Genomic DNA, 18,038 nt, shown 5'->3' with positions numbered 1-18,038 from the left:
TGAACTCGGATTACAAAAGGATGAAGACAATGGATGTTCAACATGAAAAAACATTGCCATATACGAAGCAAAGTCCTAAGTTCTGGCGTATCATACTTGCGCTGGCAGTGGCATCCCTACTTATTTTCTCGACATTATACATCTTCCAACCATTGCTGCCTGTGTTTGTAAAAGAATTTGACATAACCCCGACGTACTCAAGTTTATTGGTGTCATCATCAGTCATAACGATGATCATCGGACTCTTCGTGCTCGGTTTCCTGGCTGACCGATATAGCCGCAGGACAATCATGAACCTATCGCTCATCATAACAGTCGCTACTCTATTTGCAATGCCCTTTGCAGAAAGCTTTTCACTCATCGTCGCTTTGCGGTTTTTGCAAGGTTTTTTCATTGCAGGAGTTCCAGCAGCCGCCATGGGTTACTTAGCAGACGAAATCGATAATCATCATTTGAACCTGGCGATGACTTTTTACATTGCAAGCAATGCACTTGGAGGAATGGGCGGTCGAGTTTTTGCGGGTTATTTCACAGATCTTTTCAGCTGGCAGACGACACTTCTGAGCCTATCCGGTTTCGGAGTCGTCGTCATTCTGCTCTTTCTCTTTTTATTGCCGGAAGAACGCCTTTTTAAGAAAAAACCAGCTACCCTTGTTTCAGATTTAAGAGGTATGTTTGTGCATTTGACGGATACACGTCTCATTCCCTTGTTCATCATGGGGCTTTTTCTGCAAACGATGTTCACAGCCATCTGGACCTACCTGCCATTCTATTTACATAGCGAACCTTTCAACTGGACTTTGAAAATGATTTCATTCACTTACTTTGCCTATGCTCTAGGTGTGCTAGCCCCTCCAATGGCTGGCCGTATTACGCCTAGAGTCGGCCTTTCACGGGTTTTGTTCGGTGGGCTCAGCTTGCTGGCGCTCGGAACTTGGCTGACAGCAATCCACTATACTCCGCTCATCCTAATAGGACTCGGAATGATCTGTACAGGGTTTTTCATCGCTCATTCGATGGCTGCGGCCCTTGTCAGCAGGACAGCGACACATCATAAAAGCGGTGCATCTAGCTTTTACCTGATCAATTACTATGTCGGCGTAGCAATCGGAAGTACAGCAGTCGGGAAACTTTGGGATCACTTCGCCTGGACCGGGATCATAAGTACCAGTTTTTTACTCCTGATCGTTGTTATTTTCCTGCCAAAATTAAAAGATCTGAAATAATTGAGGGTGTAATCGTTTACATTAAGGGAAGTGGTTGCGTTCGATTTTTTATTCCGATAAAGTGATTTATGAAGTAGTACTAGAAGACGGAGGGGTATTATGACATCTTTAATTCGTTTTGATTATACAACAGCATTGTCATTTATCGGTCAACATGAGATTGACCATTTGACAGATCAAGTGAAAACAGCGCATGAGGCGTTACATAACGGGACTGGGGCCGGAAACGATTTTCTTGGCTGGGTCGACCTACCGGAAAATTACGATCGAGAAGAGTTTTCCCGTATCCAAAAAGCGGCTGAAAAAATCAAATCCGATTCGCAAGTCCTTCTCGTGATCGGAATTGGTGGGTCTTACCTTGGTGCGAGAGCCGCAATTGAAATGCTGAACCATTCGTTCTACAACATGTTGAATCAAGAAGAGCGCAACACGCCGCAGGTCATATTTGTCGGGCATCATATCAGTTCTACGTATGTGCAGGACCTTTTTGATGTATTGAAAGACAAGGACGTTTCGATCAATGTCATCTCGAAGTCTGGAACAACGACAGAACCAGCAATCGCCTTCCGTATTTTCCGCAGTTTTTTAGAAGAGAAGTATGGAAAAGAGGAAGCACGCAAGCGTATTTATGCAACAACCGATCGCGAAAAAGGGGCCCTGAAAACTCTCGCTGATCAAGAAGGTTATGAAAGCTTCATCATTCCTGACGATGTTGGTGGTCGTTATTCCGTATTGACTGCAGTTGGTCTTCTTCCGATTGCAGCTACTGGAATCGATATTGATGAGATGATGAAAGGTGCAGCAGACGCATGTAACAAATACAACAATCCGAACTTGGCTGAAAATGAAGCCTATCAATATGCGGCTGTAAGGAATGCCCTTTACAACAAAGGAAAAACGACAGAATTGATGGTCAATTATGAGCCTGCGCTTCATTATGTAGCAGAGTGGTGGAAACAGCTTTACGGTGAAAGTGAAGGGAAGGACTACAAAGGGATTTTCCCAGCGGCTGCTGACTTTTCTACAGACCTTCATTCACTTGGTCAATACGTACAAGAAGGACGCCGTGACTTGTTTGAAACAATTTTGAACGTTGAAAAGCCTAGAAAAGAAGTGACAATCGAAGAGGACGAAGGGAATCTTGATAAACTCAACTACCTGGCTGGCAAAACGATGGACTTCGTTAATACGAAAGCATACCAAGGAACATTGCTTGCCCATACAGATGGCGGAGTGCCGAACCTTGTCGTAAACATTCCGGAACTTAACGCATACAACTTCGGTTATTTGGTCTATTTCTTTGAAAAAGCATGTGCAATCAGTGGATACCTCTTAGGTGTGAACCCGTTCGATCAACCAGGTGTCGAAGCTTACAAGAAAAACATGTTCGCATTGCTTGGGAAACCAGGATTTGAAGAATTGAAAGAAGAATTAGAACATCGATTGAAATAAATGGATGCAAACTAGGGCTGACTTCTCAAAGAGTCAGTCCTTTTTTACACTTAAGAAAGTATAAAATCCTTTCTTCAGTTATAAGTGCAACTATAGCTCAGCCTACATCTAGGTCTTGGCTTTGCCAAGTTTTCTTTAATGAAAACAGATGAGAGTGGTTACGATAAAGATATAGATTTCTGAAGGGAGAAACGAATATGATTCAAATAAAATCGAAATTAGATGGAGAGCAGTTTGAATTGAATGAACTGGAATATACGCTCAAACCAATAGGGTATGACATCGGCGGGGGCTGGGATTACGATCACGGTTCATTCGATTATAAGCTTGATGACGAACAAGGTTATATGTATCTCCGGATTCCTTTTCAGGCGATTAAGGGAGAGCTTGACAAAAATGACTGTATCGTCAGTATCCGAACCCCTTATCTCCTGCATCATGTCTATCAGAGAGGTCTGGACGACAACGCGAATGTCGGTAATCCCGCCGCCTCCATCAACCAGTTTTCAGAACCTCAGGACCCAGATGGCTCCATCGACGATAAATGGATCCAAGTCAGTGAAGAGATGGTTCGGGATTTAGAGGAACAGCTCCTCAATTAACGGAGGTTTTCAAAAAAGGCTAGACTTACAATATTCGATGTGTGGATGATATGATCCGCACCTGCACGTTTCGCATTTTCATATTGTGCAGGCGTCAAAATCTCAACGATCGTATACGTTACTGGACAAATTCCTTTTACTGCTAATAAAGTGAGGATAGCATCCATATCGGATTGTTCTTCACTGACCTGATTGTTAGCAGTCAAAATGGCTGTTTTTGCTTCCTGGACATTGGCTTTCTGCAGGGTCAGATCTTCAAATGGTTTTCCATGGATGAAATGGATATTACCATACTGGTAAGGATTCTGGGGAAGTGTCCGATCGATCAGGACGATTTTTTGTTCAGGATTTCGATTGTGGATCTGCTCGATCAAGTCTTTCGCTCTTTCATTCCAACCAATGATGACGATTTGCCCGCTTTTCTCAAACGCGACATCACCTTTGATGAGTCCAGATTGACGCTTGATTGTATATCCAGCTACCTGTACAAAAAAGTAAGTAATAAAAGTGGTTCCGATCAGTATCAACAAAATCGCCATCAGCTTTCCCAAACCTGACTTTGGAACAAAATCGCCATAACCCACTGTGGCTGCAGTCACGATCGCCCAATAGACCCCATCAAAGATGGACCCAAAATTGGTTGGTTCAATAAAATGGATTGTCATTCCAAAAATAAAAATTACAGAAAATACGATGATGATCAACCGCACGATAGGCGGAAGACGTAAATATTGCAAAGTGATTGTTTTCATTCCATTCACCTATGGTCAAGTAGAGTCATTATCAGCAGTATAACCATATCTTAATTGTTAGAAACTTATAGAAAGGAGGAATGAAGATGAAACGGAGGCCATTTGGTATTTATTTGATCAACTTGTTCATGGGTATTATCGAAGCACTCATTTTATTGCGTATTGTCCTGAAGCTTTTCGGTGCAAATCCCTATACACCGTTTGTCCAATGGGTCTATAATTTGACGATTCCGCTATTATCACCTTTTCAAAATATCTTTCCTACGCCTGTCATTCAAGGGCGGTATGAATTGGAACTGACGAGTATTTTTGCATTGATCGTTTATGCAATCTTATCCTATTTCCTCGTCCAATTCATCCTGATGCTGAACTCGGGAAATAAATGATACAGGTTACTTTATTAAACCACTTGCTCCAACTACAATGAAAGAAAAGAAGGATGGGGCGGTTTTTTTTCATGATAAAATTGATTATAAATGCAGATGACTTCGGCTATTCCAGAGGAGTAAACCATGGAATCATCGATGCTTATAAATATGGGATCGTGAATTCAACCACGATGCTTGTGAATATGCCAGGAACAGAGCATGCAGTTGAGTTAGCGAAAAACAATCCCGGCTTACGTGTCGGTATTCATCTGACCCTGACGTGCGGAAACGCTATTTCCCCAAATGTCCCTTCACTGACGAACGATGACGGTCAATTCATCCTGTCGAGTGATCTTCAACAGGACCTATCCTCAAAGCTTAAGGACATCGATATAGAATGGGAAGCACAGATTGAACACTTCCTCAGGATGGGACTCGAACCCACACACTTTGACAGTCATCATCATATGCACAAACACCCCGAACTGCTTCCAATCGTAAAAAGGTTATCCCAAAAATATGATTTGCCAGTACGCAATGTTTTTAGCGAAAAGGTCCACGGTATGAAACTGTTGACCGATGTTTTCTATAGTGACTTTATCTGGGAAAATGTTACTGAAGCCTATTTTTCTACGTTACACATAAGGGTAAAAGATGTTTCTAGTGTCGAGGTCATGTGCCACCCCGGATATATCGACCAAGAACTGATAAACGGTTCCTCTTATTGCGAAAAGAGAGCAGAAGAACTGGAGATCTTGATCAAGACAAATTTAAACAAGCGATTTGTCTTATCATAAAAAAACAGATGTAAGGTACTCAGCAAGGGCTCCTAAGTACTTTAGGACTTGAGGTTACAGTTTTTACGACACTGATTTGTTTCACTCCCGATGCTTTGTGGTAACGAATTAGAAACAAGCATTTGGAGGGAACTGAAATGAAGCATACTGCAGGTAAGGCAGCAGCTGGAGTTCTTGAACATTGGGGTATCAACCATATTTTTGGATTACCAGGTGATTCGATCAACAACTTTGTTGAACATCTCAGAGGAGAAAAAGAAAGCATTGAATTCATTCAAATAAGACATGAGGAAGTAGGTGCGTTAGCTGCTGCTTCTTATTCGAAATTAACAGGTAAGATCGGAGTCTGTCTCTCGATCGGGGGTCCCGGTGCGATCCATTTACTCAATGGTTTATATGATGCCAAAGCAGACAATGCCCCTGTATTGGTCTTAGCTGGACAAGTCCCTACGGATAAAGTAGGCCATGATGCTTTTCAAGAGGTTGATCTTGAGAAAATGTTTGAAAATGTATCGGTATTCAGCCAAAGGGTTTCATCTCCAGAATCTTTTCCTTCATTGCTCGACCAAGCAATACGTAAAGCGTATGCTGAAAAAGGGGTATCCGTCTTGGTCATTCCTGACGATATTCCCATGGAAAAAATCGAAGGTTATACACCGAGCCTGACGGAGACGAACTCTGTTTCAAAGCACATTCCTTCTGCCGAGGACCTGGATGCTGGCTTGAAATACATAAAAGAAGCCAAAAAGCCAGTCATCCTCGCAGGTACAGGAACGAAATCGGCCAGGGAAGAACTGGTAAGGTTTGCAGAAAAAATTGCCGCACCGATCATTTTCACTTTACCGGCGAAAGGAACTTTACCTGATAAACATCCCTACAACCTTGGTCAGCTCGGACAGATCGGAACCAAACCAGCCTATGAGGCCATGGAAGAAACCGATCTGCTTATCATGGTCGGCACCTCTTTTCCTTACAGAGATTTTCTGCCCGATAAAGCTCCGGCTGTTCAGATCGATCTTGATCCAAGTCAGATAGGCAAGCGATATCCAGTGAAGGTAGGCATTGTAGGAGACGCAGCCATCGCGCTCCAGAAATGGAACGATCAACTGCAAATGACCGAAGAGAGGTCCTTCTTGAAAAAATGTCAAGAAAATATGGCGAATTGGTGGAGACATATCGAAAAGGAAGAAAATCAAGTATCCTCTCCAATCAAACCGCAAGAAGTCATCCCAAAGCTACTAGAAGTCGTTGATGATGATGCGATCGTATCTGTAGACGTCGGAAATGTGACAGTGTGGATGGCAAGACATTTCAAGATCACCCATCAAAAATTCCTTATCTCAAGCTGGATGGCGACAATGGGTTGTGGACTACCAGGGGCGATTGCCGGTAGTCTTGCTTATCCTGAACGGCAAGTGGTAACCGTTTGTGGGGACGGAGGTTTTTCGATGGTCATGCATGATTTTGTCACAGCTGTCAAATACGACTTGCCAATTATTGTGGTAATCATGAATAATCAAAAGATCGGGATGATCAAATACGAACAGGAAGAACAAGGTCATCTGGAATATGGAACGGACCTCAAAAATATCGACTTTGCAGCATTTGCAAAAGCGTGCGGGGGTGAAGGATATACTGTGGCAGACCATCGAGAGTTGAGTCCCACCTTTAAAAAGGCTTCCCAAGAGAAGAAGCCCATCATCATCGATGTGATAATCGAGGATCAGCCACCTTTACCTGGTAAGATCACATACGGCCAGGCTGCAGGTTACTCGAAGCATGTCATGAAAAAATTCTCCAAGGAACATGAAATGGATATGCCTCCACTAAAAAAGGTACTGAAACGCTTATTTTAACGCCTTACTACTTCGATAAAAGGAACATATAACTGGTGAAGGGCTTTTGGGTTCATACCGTTCTTTCCATTGTATTTATTGATTTTTTGGTATAGGGAGGTGGTTCATATGGATCTGAATATCTTCATACTCGTATTCCTTATCGTGATTCTCTTATTCTTCTTTGTTGCGCCATGTTCCCTTGTCCTGTATTTGTGGTGGACCGATCAGAAGCAAAAGGAACATGCTGTGTTACGGAACTTTCCTATCCTCGGGAAGTTGAGGTATATATTAGAAAAAATGGGTCCTGAACTCAGACAATATTTGTATCTGAATGATAATGAAGGAACGCCATTCTCAAGAAGGGAATTCAAGAATACAGTGATAGCCGGGAAATACAAATCCAGGATGCTCGGTTTCGGTTCAGAACGCGACTTTTCAAAAGAGGGTTTTTATATCCGGAATACCATGTTCCCCGTTCAGAGGAATGAACTAGGGGTAGACAATGACGATAAGGTGAAAACTAAAATTTATCAGATTGATAAGGATAATTTATTTTTACGTAAAGAACATAGGGAAGATATCCAGGCTGATCCCTTCTTATTGAACGAAGAGGATTCACCTATCATCGGTGAAAGGACTTCCCGCCATCCTTTTAAAGTAAGAGGTCTGGTAGGTCAATCCGCTATGAGTTTCGGCTCGCTTGGTGATCGGGCACTTACTGCCTTATCCATAGGCCTGTCCCGAGCCCGAGGCACATGGATGAACACGGGGGAAGGAGGGCTTTCTGAATATCATTTAAAAGGCGGGGTAGATATCATTTGCCAAATAGGACCAGGACTCTTTGGGGTACGTACCAAAGACGGAAAGTTTTCCTGGGAAGAATTCAAAAAGAAGAGTGACCATAAAGAAGTGAAAGCATTTGAATTGAAATTGGCCCAAGGTGGGAAAACCAGGGGAGGACATGTTGATGGCTCCAAAGTTACTCCTGAAATCGCTGAAATCCGTACCGTAGAACCTTGGCAATCCATTGACAGCCCTAACCGGTTCAAGGAATTCGGGAATAATGAGGAGATGTTAGACTTCATAAACGAATTGAGAGATGTAGGTGGTAAACCGGTTGGTATCAAAATGGTAGTAGGAAATACAAATGATTTTGAGAATCTGGTAGCATATATGTCTGAAACAGGGAAACACCCTGACTTCATCACGGTTGATGGAGGCGAGGGCGGAACAGGGGCATCCTACCAAGAACTTGCTGATTCGACTGGGATTCCGATTAAGACGGCTCTCCCCTTCGTTCACGATACATTGGAAAGATACGGTATCCGTGAGAAAGTGAAGATTTTTGCATCTGGTAAGCTTCTGACTCCTGACAAAGTGGCTGTAGCGTTAGGTCTAGGAGCTGACTTTGTTAATATCGCCAGAGGACTGATGTTTTCGGTTGGATGTATCCAAGCGCAAGTATGTCATACGAATAATTGTCCAGTGGGAGTCGCCACCACAGATCCTAAGCTGCAGAAAGCATTGATTATAGAAGAGAAGTCTTACAGGGTATGCAACTACATTTTATCTTTACGGGAAGGGCTCTTCCATCTTGCAGCTTCTGTTGGAATTGAAACGCCGACTAAATTTACAAGGGATCATATCATTTACAAGGATCAAAATGGACGAATGATATCCATGGAGGATATGGAATTTGGTAACCGGCATCAACAGCCCCTAAATACCGTGCGTTGACATGGATTGTCGATCATCTCCGTGCTAAGATCGACTTTTTTCTTTTGTATTTTGTAAACGAAAAAGTAACGGATCGTCAATCATCCAATTGACGTATTCACTTGAACGAAGTACAATACAAGATGTGACCTATTTTGCATTACCCATCAATAGATAAGGGGCATTAGCTCAGCTGGGAGAGCGTTTGGCTGGCAGCCAAAAGGTCAGCGGTTCGAGCCCGCTATGCTCCACCATAACAGATCACAACAAGTCCTTGGTTCAAGGGCTTTTTAATTACCTTTATTTAACAATATTGTCATTTCCCAAAAACCATACTGTGTAATAGGTTACGCCCAACTCCTCATATAATTTCATAAACTGAAGGAGTTGGTTTTTTGTTTAAAAAACTGATGGTCAAGATGGTGGGCAGAGACCTTGAGATGGAACGACGGAAGAGATTTCAACATATTTTGAATTTCGCTGAATCGGTCATACAGAAAGGGGAGGTGAACTTTAAATCGAAACATCCCATCATTGACGTCATTTGTCTTCTAGGAAGAAAAACCCAATCTGAAATGATTTCAGATTTACTTCAATGCAATGAGACATTGACATCAGCGCCTCCGCTGGAAAGATTGTTATTTTCCCATACTGTACCGATAACCCCAGATGGAAGGAAACTTAACGATTTTAAAAAGAAAGTGAACTTAGAAAGAACGATCAAGTTGAAACGGGATTTGATTTTACCTTTACCTTGGCAGCGATCCAGATTGGTCCAAAGTTTAACAAAAATCGGCTTTGATCGAGATTGGGGACCGTGGACACAGGATGATCTCAATCATAAAGTTGAAGTCTGGATGCCGATGGGAATCGTATGGGTTCATGGCGGAAGTCATTCAATTGCCTCAGGAATAATAAGAGGTGAAGGGGTGATCAATACATCGAATGTAGATGACATAAGTGAAATCTATGATCATGTCTCTTGTGATGGGCTTAACTTTTATAGAACTGAGGATAATAGTGTAATTGCCCCAGTACAGAATCTTGAGTTTGCTGCTATATTCGAAATCGGAAGAATGATGAATGATAAAAAAATAACTTTCTAAAACGAAATCCTTCATTATGGGCGCCGCTTTAAAGTACGGCGTCTTTTTAATGGTTTAGAAAACCCCTGGCTATGCCGGGGGTTCCAGGGAGCTTATAGCGTGGTAATAAAAAAACCTCACTTCATGGTAGGATAAAGCTGGTTTCCCGACCACTTCATCTCACCATAGAAGGAGGAGTGCCCTGTGAAGGACATGAACAGTTTAGCACACACAACATGGAATTGTAAGTAGCATGTTGTATTTGCCCCGAAATACAGAAGACAAATTATTTATGGAAAATACAAAAAGAGTATAGGCGAAATTATCAGGGACTTAAGTGAACGGAAAGGTGTAATCATCCACGAAGCAAATGCTTGTCCAGATCACATTCATAAGTTGGTAAGCATCCCAACAAAATTAAGTGTGTCTCAATTTATGGGCTATTTAAAAGGGAAGAGTAGTCTCATGATATTTGATCGGCATGCCAATTTAAAATATCGATATGGGAATCGAAAATTCTGGTTCCGAGGGTTCTACGTTGATACAGTGGGAAGAAATAAGAAACAAAAACAAGACTATATTAGAAATCAGCTGAAAGAAGACTATATGGCCGATCAGCTAACATTATTTGAAGAGTATGACCCATTTACAGGAGAGAAAAATCGGAAGAAATAAAGAAATTCTTTAGAATTCGTGAGTGAGTGTGGTGCAGGAGGGAAACCCTTTCGGTGGCCTTTGAGGCCTAGGCCGGTAACAAAGGCTTTCAGCCGCAGAGCAAACCACCAGTTCACACTGGTGGTTTTGATTTCAATGTTCTACAATAATACAAATTTAGGGCTTTTTTGCCATTCTTCATTTTTCATAGTGTAAATGGACTATCTATCAATAATAGAAAGGTTTTTTTAGAAGAAAGTCGAAAAACTGTGTAAATAGACGTCATTCGTATTATTAAAAGGAGATGATAATTAAAATGAAAGTCATGGTAAGTTCAAGTGAGATGACTAACCTTTTGAATTCCTGGTACGTAATGATTCGTGATCGTAATGTCGAAAAAGCATTTAAATTAAAGGAAGAGATTGATGAAAAGATTAACAATATGGAGGAGAATCAGAATCTGCTTCTTTACTACTCGCTTTTAACTTTTCGGTACAATCTGATCCATTCCAAAACTATGCAAGACGCAGATCTACTAATGTTTGAAATCGATCAAGGAAAAAATGAGATGGACGATATGCTTGAATATTACTATCATTTTTTCAAAGGTATCTACTTATATAAACAAAAGAATTATGAAGATGCCCTAGCCCACTTTCATTATGCAGAAAAAAAGCTGACTTCTATACCTGACCCTATTGAGACAGCAGAATTCCATTATAAATTAGCATCGGTTTATTCACAGCACATGAATATTTTAAATTCGATCCAGCATACATTCAAGGGTCTAGAAATATTTCAAACAGACGAACATTATCATTCACGTACAGCCGATTGTAAAAACTTACTAGGAACAAATTATATTCTCCTCGGGAACTATAAACGCGCTGAATATTATTTGAATAAGGCTTTAAAATATGCTCAACTTTTAAAATGTTTAGAAACTGAATCGGTGTCCTTGCAGAACCTGGGATGGATGTACTCAAAAATGGGGGAATCGAATAAAGCAATTGAGTATTTAGAAAATAGCCTTACATGGATGGTGGAGAATAATCAATATCATTACCAAGTAAAAACCATGTACATAATGGCAAAAGAGTATTTTAGACTTAGACAAGTTGATCATGCAATGTACTGGGTAACCCAATGCTATGACGTTTGTCGACACACCCAGGACTCTGAATATCTTGGAAAGCTGAATATACTAAAAGCAAAGCATACATTAAACCTTCAGGATTACATGTATATACTAAGAGAAGAAATTTCTTCGTTTCTCGACAAAAAATATTGGGGAAATTTAGAGGAATTTAGTCAGGAATTGGCGAAATATTATGAACAAGAGAGAAACATCGAAGAGGCCATGAAGTATTACAAACTGGTCATCCACGCCAAAAACAAATTAAGTTAAGGAGGATTTTGGATGAAGAAAGTGGTTGTCTTGTTGATGTTGTCACTGTCTGTCGTTATTTTGCCAATGTTCCTCAACACAAGTGAAGCACACGATGGAATCATCAAGGATTCACCTGCAAAGGTAGCACATGACGGGATCATTAAGGATTCCGTGGACCAATTAGCACACGATGGAATCATCAAGGATTCATCTACGAAGCTTGCACACGATGGGATCATTAAAGACTCTGTGACCTTACTAGCACATGATGGGATCATTAAAGACTCTGTGAACCTACTAGCACACGATGGAATCATCAAAGACTCTCCTCCAAATCGCGTATAGATACAAGGTATATGAATATTTGATTCCTAAGTGCCAGAAATCGGCACTTTTTTCTTTTCAAAGGCAATTCCCTTATCCGCATGGATACAGTGACTATTTTCCCGAATTACATATAGAACTAACTTCGCATTATTTACAAATTCTTGCAAGAAATAAAAATGATCATTAGAAACATAGGGAGGGGCAATGGATAGAGAGGCAGATTTAATAAAAGAGATAAGAAGCTTGATCAAGGAGTTTCAAAAAAATCTCCCAGAAGACAAAAGAAAAGAAATTTTTGATCAAATCATTTTATTAACAGGTATCCTTATTAAGAAAAAGTAAAAAAAAAGTAATCGTATATACCTATAAAACGTGATGACAAAATAATGCACCTTAGGGCAAAAAAATGAAGAAAGTTAGGAACTTATCCTCCTTCTTACCATGATAAAATGCATGAAAGCGTAATCAATTGGTGAGGAAGGAGGTTTATTTTGTAATCCGGTTAATCTATTTCATTATCATTGGGAGGAGAAAATGGCTATCAAAAAAAGTTTCATTTGGTTGTTTATGTTGTGTATGATGTTTTCACTTTCCGTATCAATGGTTTGGGCTAACTCTCCGGAAATATCAGGGGATACTCATAAGGTGATGAAAACATCCGTAAGTTCACCTGACGGAAAGGTCAACCTTGATTTCCATCTTACAGATGAGGGCGAGCCGCAATATGAGGTTTCTTATGGCAATCATAACTTGATTGAACCATCTTCATTAGGATTCCAGTTTAAAGAGCAGGCTCCAATGAAAAACAACTTCGAAATTGTAAATACTTCAGTGAAAACTTTCAACGAGATTTGGAAGCCCGTATGGGGAGAAAAGAAACAAATTAAAAACCATTATAAACAATTGACCGTTCATCTCCAGGAGAAAGACGAACCAAACAGGAAAATGAACATCGAATTCAGAGTATTTGATGATGGTGTCGGCTTCCGTTATGTACTGCCAGAACAACAAAACCTGGATCAAAACCTTCAAATCACTTCTGAGGATACAGAATTCCGTTTTTCAGACAATAATACTTCCTGGTGGATCCCAAATGACTGGGACAGCTATGAGTATAACTATACTAAAACTCCTTTAAGTGAAGTAGACGAAGTAAGCACACCGTTCACCATGAAAACACCTGATGGAGTCCACCTTACAATACATGAAGCAGCATTGATCGATTATGCAGGCATGGCACTGAAGGCAGTGGATGGAGAAGAAAATACTTTAAAAAGTCATTTTGCGCCATGGCCGAACAGTGATGTAAAAGTAAAGAAAGACGACTTACCTGTTGAAACACCATGGAGGACAATCGAAATCGGTGAGGATGCCGGCGATCTTGTTGAATCGGATATGATCCTAAACCTTAATGAACCATCTGCGATAGAGGATACATCCTGGATCGAGCCGATGAAATATGTGGGTGTCTGGTGGGAGATGATCAGTGGCAAATCAACTTGGTCATCAGGAGAAAAGCATGGGGCAACAACAGAAAATGCTAAAAGGTATATCGATTTTGCCCCTGACTATGATTTAGATGAAGTTGTTCAATATGCAAAGCGATAAAGAGTGGGTACGTTGCTGATCATGGCATGCATAATCCGGAGGGCCAGAAACACCACGGACAATATATGGTGAATCACTATAATAATGCAGTTAAGAAAGCTGCCGACTACCAAATTATGATTGATACACATGAACCCATTAAATCTACAGGTCTTGAACGTACTTATCCGAACTGGATGAGCCGTGAAGGTGTAATGGGAATGGAATATGCGGCTTTTGGAGATCAAAACAATCCGCCAGAACATGATACGATTCTGCCATTTACTAGAATGATGGCTGGACCGATCGATTTTACTCCAGGTATATTTGATGTGGAAATTTCTCATGCGGACACCCGAGTACATTCCACACGTGCCAAACAACTAGCACTGTATGTCACCATTTCAACTGGAACTCAAATGGTTGCGGATTTACCAGAAAATTATAAGGATGAAGATGGCAATATCTTACCAGAATTCAAGTTTATTAAAGACGTGCCAGTAACATGGGATGATATTAGGGTTCCGAATGCTGAAATTGGAGATTATGCTACGATTGTTCGACGCAGTGGAGAAGAATGGTATATCGGAAGTGTAACTGATGAAAAAGCGAGAGACCTCGATGTACCCCTTGATTTCTTGGATAATGGAAAGAAATATGTTGCGGAAATCTACTCAGATGGACAGGAGGCGGATTTGGAGACGAATCCTACATCAGTTTCAATTGATAGAGTCCTCGTGGATTCGAAAGATACGCTGGTAGCTTCGATGGCAGCAGGGGGAGGACATGCTGTAAGACTCTATCCAGCTGACAAAGAGGAAGTCAAAGAGATTCCTGATTATGAAGCGCCAGCGATAACGATGGATTATACAGAAGTTCCGGAAACAATCCAATCGAATGATGAGTTCGAAGTAAAAGTGGATGTAACCAATCAAGGCAATCTTACAGTTGGTAAACAGCTAGCGCTGAAGGTTGACGGTGAAACTGTAGCTGAAGAATCGATCCGTGTAGGACCAGGAAATACGAAGGAGGCCACCTTGGGTTATGATCGATTGTTTGAAACCGGAGACCATGAAGTTGGAATCGAGGGTCTTGATGATAAGACCATCACCGTGACCGAAAAAGAACCGACCTATGCTTATAGTGGGCTGGAAGTCGAAGCAGCTGATCAAACAATTACGGCGAAAGCTGCCGTGACGAACTATGGCAGCTATGAAGGGACAGCTGATGTTCCCCTCATCGTAAATGGCGAGGTAGTAGACAAACAGCAAATAGAGGTCCCTGCAGCACCTGGGGGCGGTACGAAGGAAGTAACCTTTACGTATGAAGTAACGGAAGAGGCAGGGATCTATCAAACAGCTATAGGTTACTCTGAACCCAAATCTATTGCATTGCCAGTCATTGAAATGGCCGGAACCTGGTTATTCGAAAAAGGAGACGACCTAAGCTGGAAAGATCCAGCCTTTGACGACAACCAGTGGCAAGAAGTTACGCTTCCATCAAGTTGGGAAGATCACTCCAATTATCACGAAGATTATGTCTACGGCTGGTACCGAAAGACCATCGATATCCCAGCCGAATGGGAAGGTCATTCCTTGAAAGTGAACCTAGGTAAAATCGATGATGTCGATGCCACCTATTTCAATGGCCAAAAGATCGCCCAATCTGGTGAATTCCCGACCGGGGAAGGGGAAGAAGGCATGATCTCTGCGTGGGATTGGGACCGAGAATATGAAATTCCGTCAGAAGCAATCAATTACGGGGAGAAAAATGTCATCAGCGTACGAGTATTCGATGCACGTGGTGGCGGTGGCCTATATAGCGGACCGCTGGGCCCGATCCAGGTACTCGAAACAAAAGATTAATTTGGTTAAACGTTAGTCCATTCTAGCGAGGTCGAGAATAAGAAAAAAGCCTGATTCCTGGTATTGAAATACTCGGCAATCAGGCTCTTTTCCTTTTATTATGTAAAATTTTTTGAACTTGCGAAACTATGCATTTTTATTGTATTGGTATAAAAGGTCTGAAGTGTATTCAGACAAAAAAGATAAGGCAATATAAAAGTGAACTGCTCCTTCTGTTTTTTTGGGGTCGATGCCGGTTAATTGCTTAATTTGTTTTAAACGGTAATGTAAGGTGTTAATGTGAATATGCAGGTGTTCTGCCGTTTCTGAAATACTTTGGTCATGCGATAAATAGCTTGACAGCGTCTCAAGCAGACTTTCATCATTTAAAATGGAATAAAGGACACGATGAGAAAATTCATTTTGATTTGAAGGAGAGACGTCCTGTAAGATCAGTTCTAATAGCAGATGATGATATAAAACGATGCTTTTCTGGCGGAGGGCTGCCTTCAAGGCTTTTTTTGCTTCATTATAGGAAGAATGGATCATATTGCTTTCTGCCTTTCTCCCAATTCCAACTGCAAAACTGCAGTTATGATGTCGCTTAAAGTATCGCTGCCATTTTTTTATCTTTGTAATGAACATCGATTCATTCGGTGAGTTTGAAACTAATAAAAAGTGTTCATGGCCCCAGCGGATAAAGTAATCATTCTCTCGTTTGTAAAAGTAATGATGAAACCAGTCTTCCATTTCTGATCCGATCACATCAAACCCAGCAGCAGGAGGGGTTTCAACAAAATAAAATAGAGTGCAATAGTAACCTTCCGAAATCTCGATCCCAAGTATCTTCCCACGATCAATAAAATCGGAATTAATGTCCTGATTGTGTACCCAATCATAAAAGAAAGCTTCGATTCCTCTTGTTTTCCACTCCAGCTGTGCCCTATGTTGGAATTCCTCTATTAATAGTTCGGTAAACCTTCTGATCAAGTCCGCAAATGGTTCCACTTCATATGGGTTCCCTTTAATGCCGATCACTCCAATGACTTGCTTCCTAAATAAAATGGGCATGTTAATTCCCGGTTTCACTCCCTTAAGGGTTTTGGCCATGTCTTGTGTAATATATAACTTTTCCTTTGTCTTCAAAGAAATGGTAGCCCCTTCATGATAGTACCCTACTCTTTTAGGATCTACCGATGCAATGATGGTCCCTTTTGTATCAACCACAATCACTTCTTCCTTCAAAACCCTGCGTGTTTCATCAACGATTTTCTGTGCCAGTTCATTTACCAGTTTCATTAGCAACACCCCGCGATTTTTATTTAGGAAGGCTAATTAATTAGACAAACACACAAAAAATAGAATTGGGAAACCGATAATTTCTATAGGTTTGTACATTGATTGCACTTACTAAAAAGATTACCATAAATTTAATATAGTTATTAGATGATTTTTAATAGTTTAACAAATTAAAGGAGGGATAGCTGTTCACTTTCAATGGATGAGATGACCTCTTTTGTTACCGCTTAAATACTTCAAGGTGATAAAAAAATGGAGCGGCATTCCTGGACCCGGACGGCCATTCCCTGACTCTCGAAAATTCAATGATTACGGTAATGGGAGCAAGACGGACAAGATCAAGTATGGAATTCAACACGAATTATTGCAGTTGATTGTTGCAAACACGATATTTGCTTGTCGAAGAGGAAAAATAAAATTATGTTTAATAAGAGGTGGAGGAACGAATGAGTAAAAAAGTATTGATTGTTACCGGAGATGCTGTTGAGGCTCTTGAAGTGTTTTATCCTTACTATCGTTGTTTAGAAGAAGACATCGAATGCACGATTGCATCCCCTACCAAAAAGAGATTGCAGACAGTGTGCCATGATTTCTTAGAAATGGAAACGTTTACTGAAAAGCAGGCCTATATGATCGATTCGCACGCCTCATTGGATGATATCAATCCCGCAGACTATGATGGTTTAATTATTCCAGGAGGCAGGGCACCTGAGTATGTAAGAATGAACAAAAAGGCTCAAGAAATTACTGCCCACTTCCTTGAAAATGACAAGCCTGTTGGGGTGATCTGCCATGGCATGCTAGTTCTAACCACGGTAAGAAAATATGTTCAGGGCAGAGAGATGACAGCCTACACGGCTTGCCGGCCAGAAGTAGAAGCAGCTGGGGCAACTTACATTGAAAATCATCTTCATGTTGATGGGAACATCGTATCCGGCCACGCATGGCCAGACCTTCCCGGGTTTATGAAAGAGTTCTTTAAACTCTTGAATGTAAAAAAAGAAGCAACTGTTTAATTTTATTTCAAAGCAGCTCTCTCTTTGAGGGGGCTGTTTTATTGATATTGTCTAAAGTTAGGCGGCCATCTTTCCCCCAACTTAT

General features: G+C 41.1%; 17 protein-coding genes, 1 tRNA gene and 1 pseudogene. 17 read left to right on the top strand and 2 right to left on the bottom strand.

The features are described from left to right. Positions 1 to 29: 29 nt before the first annotated feature. From ACJROX_RS22585 to ACJROX_RS22575, 3 genes are all read left to right on the top strand, one after another. On the top strand, positions 30 to 1,226 hold the full coding sequence (locus tag ACJROX_RS22585; protein WP_408007455.1) for an MFS transporter: 1,197 nt from the start codon (positions 30 to 32) through the stop codon (positions 1,224 to 1,226). 99 nt (positions 1,227 to 1,325) lie between these two features. Further along, on the top strand, positions 1,326 to 2,678 hold the full coding sequence (locus tag ACJROX_RS22580; RefSeq protein WP_408007454.1) for a glucose-6-phosphate isomerase: 1,353 nt from the start codon (positions 1,326 to 1,328) through the stop codon (positions 2,676 to 2,678). A gap of 197 nt (positions 2,679 to 2,875) precedes the next feature. Then, entirely contained in the window at positions 2,876 to 3,280 is a 405-nt protein-coding gene (locus ACJROX_RS22575) for a YugN-like family protein (protein WP_408007453.1), read from the top strand. On the opposite strand, the gene ACJROX_RS22570 is transcribed toward ACJROX_RS22575, so the two are convergent. Then, positions 3,277 to 4,032, bottom strand: coding sequence for an ion channel (locus tag ACJROX_RS22570; RefSeq protein WP_408007452.1), 756 nt, complete (start codon positions 4,030 to 4,032; stop codon positions 3,277 to 3,279). The genes ACJROX_RS22575 and ACJROX_RS22570 overlap by 4 nt on opposite strands. 86 nt (positions 4,033 to 4,118) lie before the next feature. Between ACJROX_RS22570 and ACJROX_RS22565 the strand changes: the two genes are divergently transcribed. The 12 genes and pseudogenes from ACJROX_RS22565 (at position 4,119) to ACJROX_RS22510 (ending at position 15,659) form a co-directional block, all read left to right on the top strand. Continuing rightward, positions 4,119 to 4,418: a YggT family protein gene (locus ACJROX_RS22565; RefSeq protein ID WP_408007451.1), complete on the top strand. Its 300-nt coding sequence runs from the start codon at positions 4,119 to 4,121 to the stop codon at positions 4,416 to 4,418. Between the two features lie 71 nt (positions 4,419 to 4,489). Next, positions 4,490 to 5,197: a chitin disaccharide deacetylase gene (chbG, locus tag ACJROX_RS22560; protein WP_408007450.1), complete on the top strand. Its 708-nt coding sequence runs from the start codon at positions 4,490 to 4,492 to the stop codon at positions 5,195 to 5,197. A 137-nt stretch (positions 5,198 to 5,334) separates the two neighbouring features. Next, positions 5,335 to 7,053: a pyruvate oxidase gene (locus ACJROX_RS22555; protein ID WP_408007449.1), complete on the top strand. Its 1,719-nt coding sequence runs from the start codon at positions 5,335 to 5,337 to the stop codon at positions 7,051 to 7,053. A gap of 108 nt (positions 7,054 to 7,161) precedes the next feature. Beyond that, positions 7,162 to 8,772 carry an FMN-binding glutamate synthase family protein gene (locus tag ACJROX_RS22550; RefSeq protein WP_408007448.1) on the top strand — a complete coding sequence of 537 codons (1,611 nt, stop codon included), beginning with the start codon at positions 7,162 to 7,164 and terminating at the stop codon, positions 8,770 to 8,772. Positions 8,773 to 8,929: 157 nt separating this feature from the next. Further along, positions 8,930 to 9,005 (top strand) — tRNA-Ala (locus ACJROX_RS22545). Between the two features lie 141 nt (positions 9,006 to 9,146). Continuing rightward, positions 9,147 to 9,857: a DUF6710 family protein gene (locus ACJROX_RS22540; RefSeq protein ID WP_408007447.1), complete on the top strand. Its 711-nt coding sequence runs from the start codon at positions 9,147 to 9,149 to the stop codon at positions 9,855 to 9,857. A gap of 192 nt (positions 9,858 to 10,049) precedes the next feature. Further along, positions 10,050 to 10,511, top strand: a pseudogene (gene tnpA / locus ACJROX_RS22535) (IS200/IS605 family transposase). A gap of 295 nt (positions 10,512 to 10,806) precedes the next feature. Further along, entirely contained in the window at positions 10,807 to 11,898 is a 1,092-nt protein-coding gene (locus tag ACJROX_RS22530) for a hypothetical protein (protein ID WP_408007446.1), read from the top strand. Between the two features lie 12 nt (positions 11,899 to 11,910). Further along, positions 11,911 to 12,225: a hypothetical protein gene (locus ACJROX_RS22525; RefSeq protein ID WP_408007445.1), complete on the top strand. Its 315-nt coding sequence runs from the start codon at positions 11,911 to 11,913 to the stop codon at positions 12,223 to 12,225. 186 nt (positions 12,226 to 12,411) lie between these two features. Next, positions 12,412 to 12,549, top strand: coding sequence for a hypothetical protein (locus ACJROX_RS22520; protein ID WP_408007444.1), 138 nt, complete (start codon positions 12,412 to 12,414; stop codon positions 12,547 to 12,549). A gap of 192 nt (positions 12,550 to 12,741) precedes the next feature. Then, positions 12,742 to 13,815, top strand: coding sequence for a glycoside hydrolase family 97 N-terminal domain-containing protein (locus ACJROX_RS22515; protein WP_408007443.1), 1,074 nt, complete (start codon positions 12,742 to 12,744; stop codon positions 13,813 to 13,815). Positions 13,816 to 13,841: 26 nt separating this feature from the next. Beyond that, positions 13,842 to 15,659, top strand: a complete 1,818-nt coding sequence (locus ACJROX_RS22510) for a glycoside hydrolase family 97 catalytic domain-containing protein (RefSeq protein ID WP_408007442.1) — start codon at positions 13,842 to 13,844, stop codon at positions 15,657 to 15,659. A 126-nt stretch (positions 15,660 to 15,785) separates the two neighbouring features. Here ACJROX_RS22510 and ACJROX_RS22505 read toward each other — a convergent pair whose 3' ends face one another. Beyond that, positions 15,786 to 16,937: a CdaR family transcriptional regulator gene (locus tag ACJROX_RS22505; protein ID WP_408007441.1), complete on the bottom strand. Its 1,152-nt coding sequence runs from the start codon at positions 16,935 to 16,937 to the stop codon at positions 15,786 to 15,788. Between the two features lie 241 nt (positions 16,938 to 17,178). On the opposite strand from ACJROX_RS22505, the gene ACJROX_RS22500 reads away from it, so the two are divergent. Both ACJROX_RS22500 and ACJROX_RS22495 read left to right on the top strand, forming a co-directional pair. Then, positions 17,179 to 17,391, top strand: a complete 213-nt coding sequence (locus ACJROX_RS22500) for a hypothetical protein (RefSeq protein ID WP_408007440.1) — start codon at positions 17,179 to 17,181, stop codon at positions 17,389 to 17,391. Continuing rightward, positions 17,384 to 17,953, top strand: coding sequence for a DJ-1/PfpI family protein (locus ACJROX_RS22495; RefSeq protein WP_408007439.1), 570 nt, complete (start codon positions 17,384 to 17,386; stop codon positions 17,951 to 17,953). The genes ACJROX_RS22500 and ACJROX_RS22495 overlap by 8 nt, the downstream gene beginning before the upstream one ends. Positions 17,954 to 18,038: the final 85 nt, after the last annotated feature.

Origin of the sequence: Pseudalkalibacillus sp. A8 (assembly GCF_045920555.1) — a bacterium.
GTDB lineage: Bacteria > Bacillota > Bacilli > Bacillales > Fictibacillaceae > Pseudalkalibacillus.
Note: the sequence above shows the minus strand (reverse complement) of the source record. Positions and strands in the feature narration are given on the sequence as shown.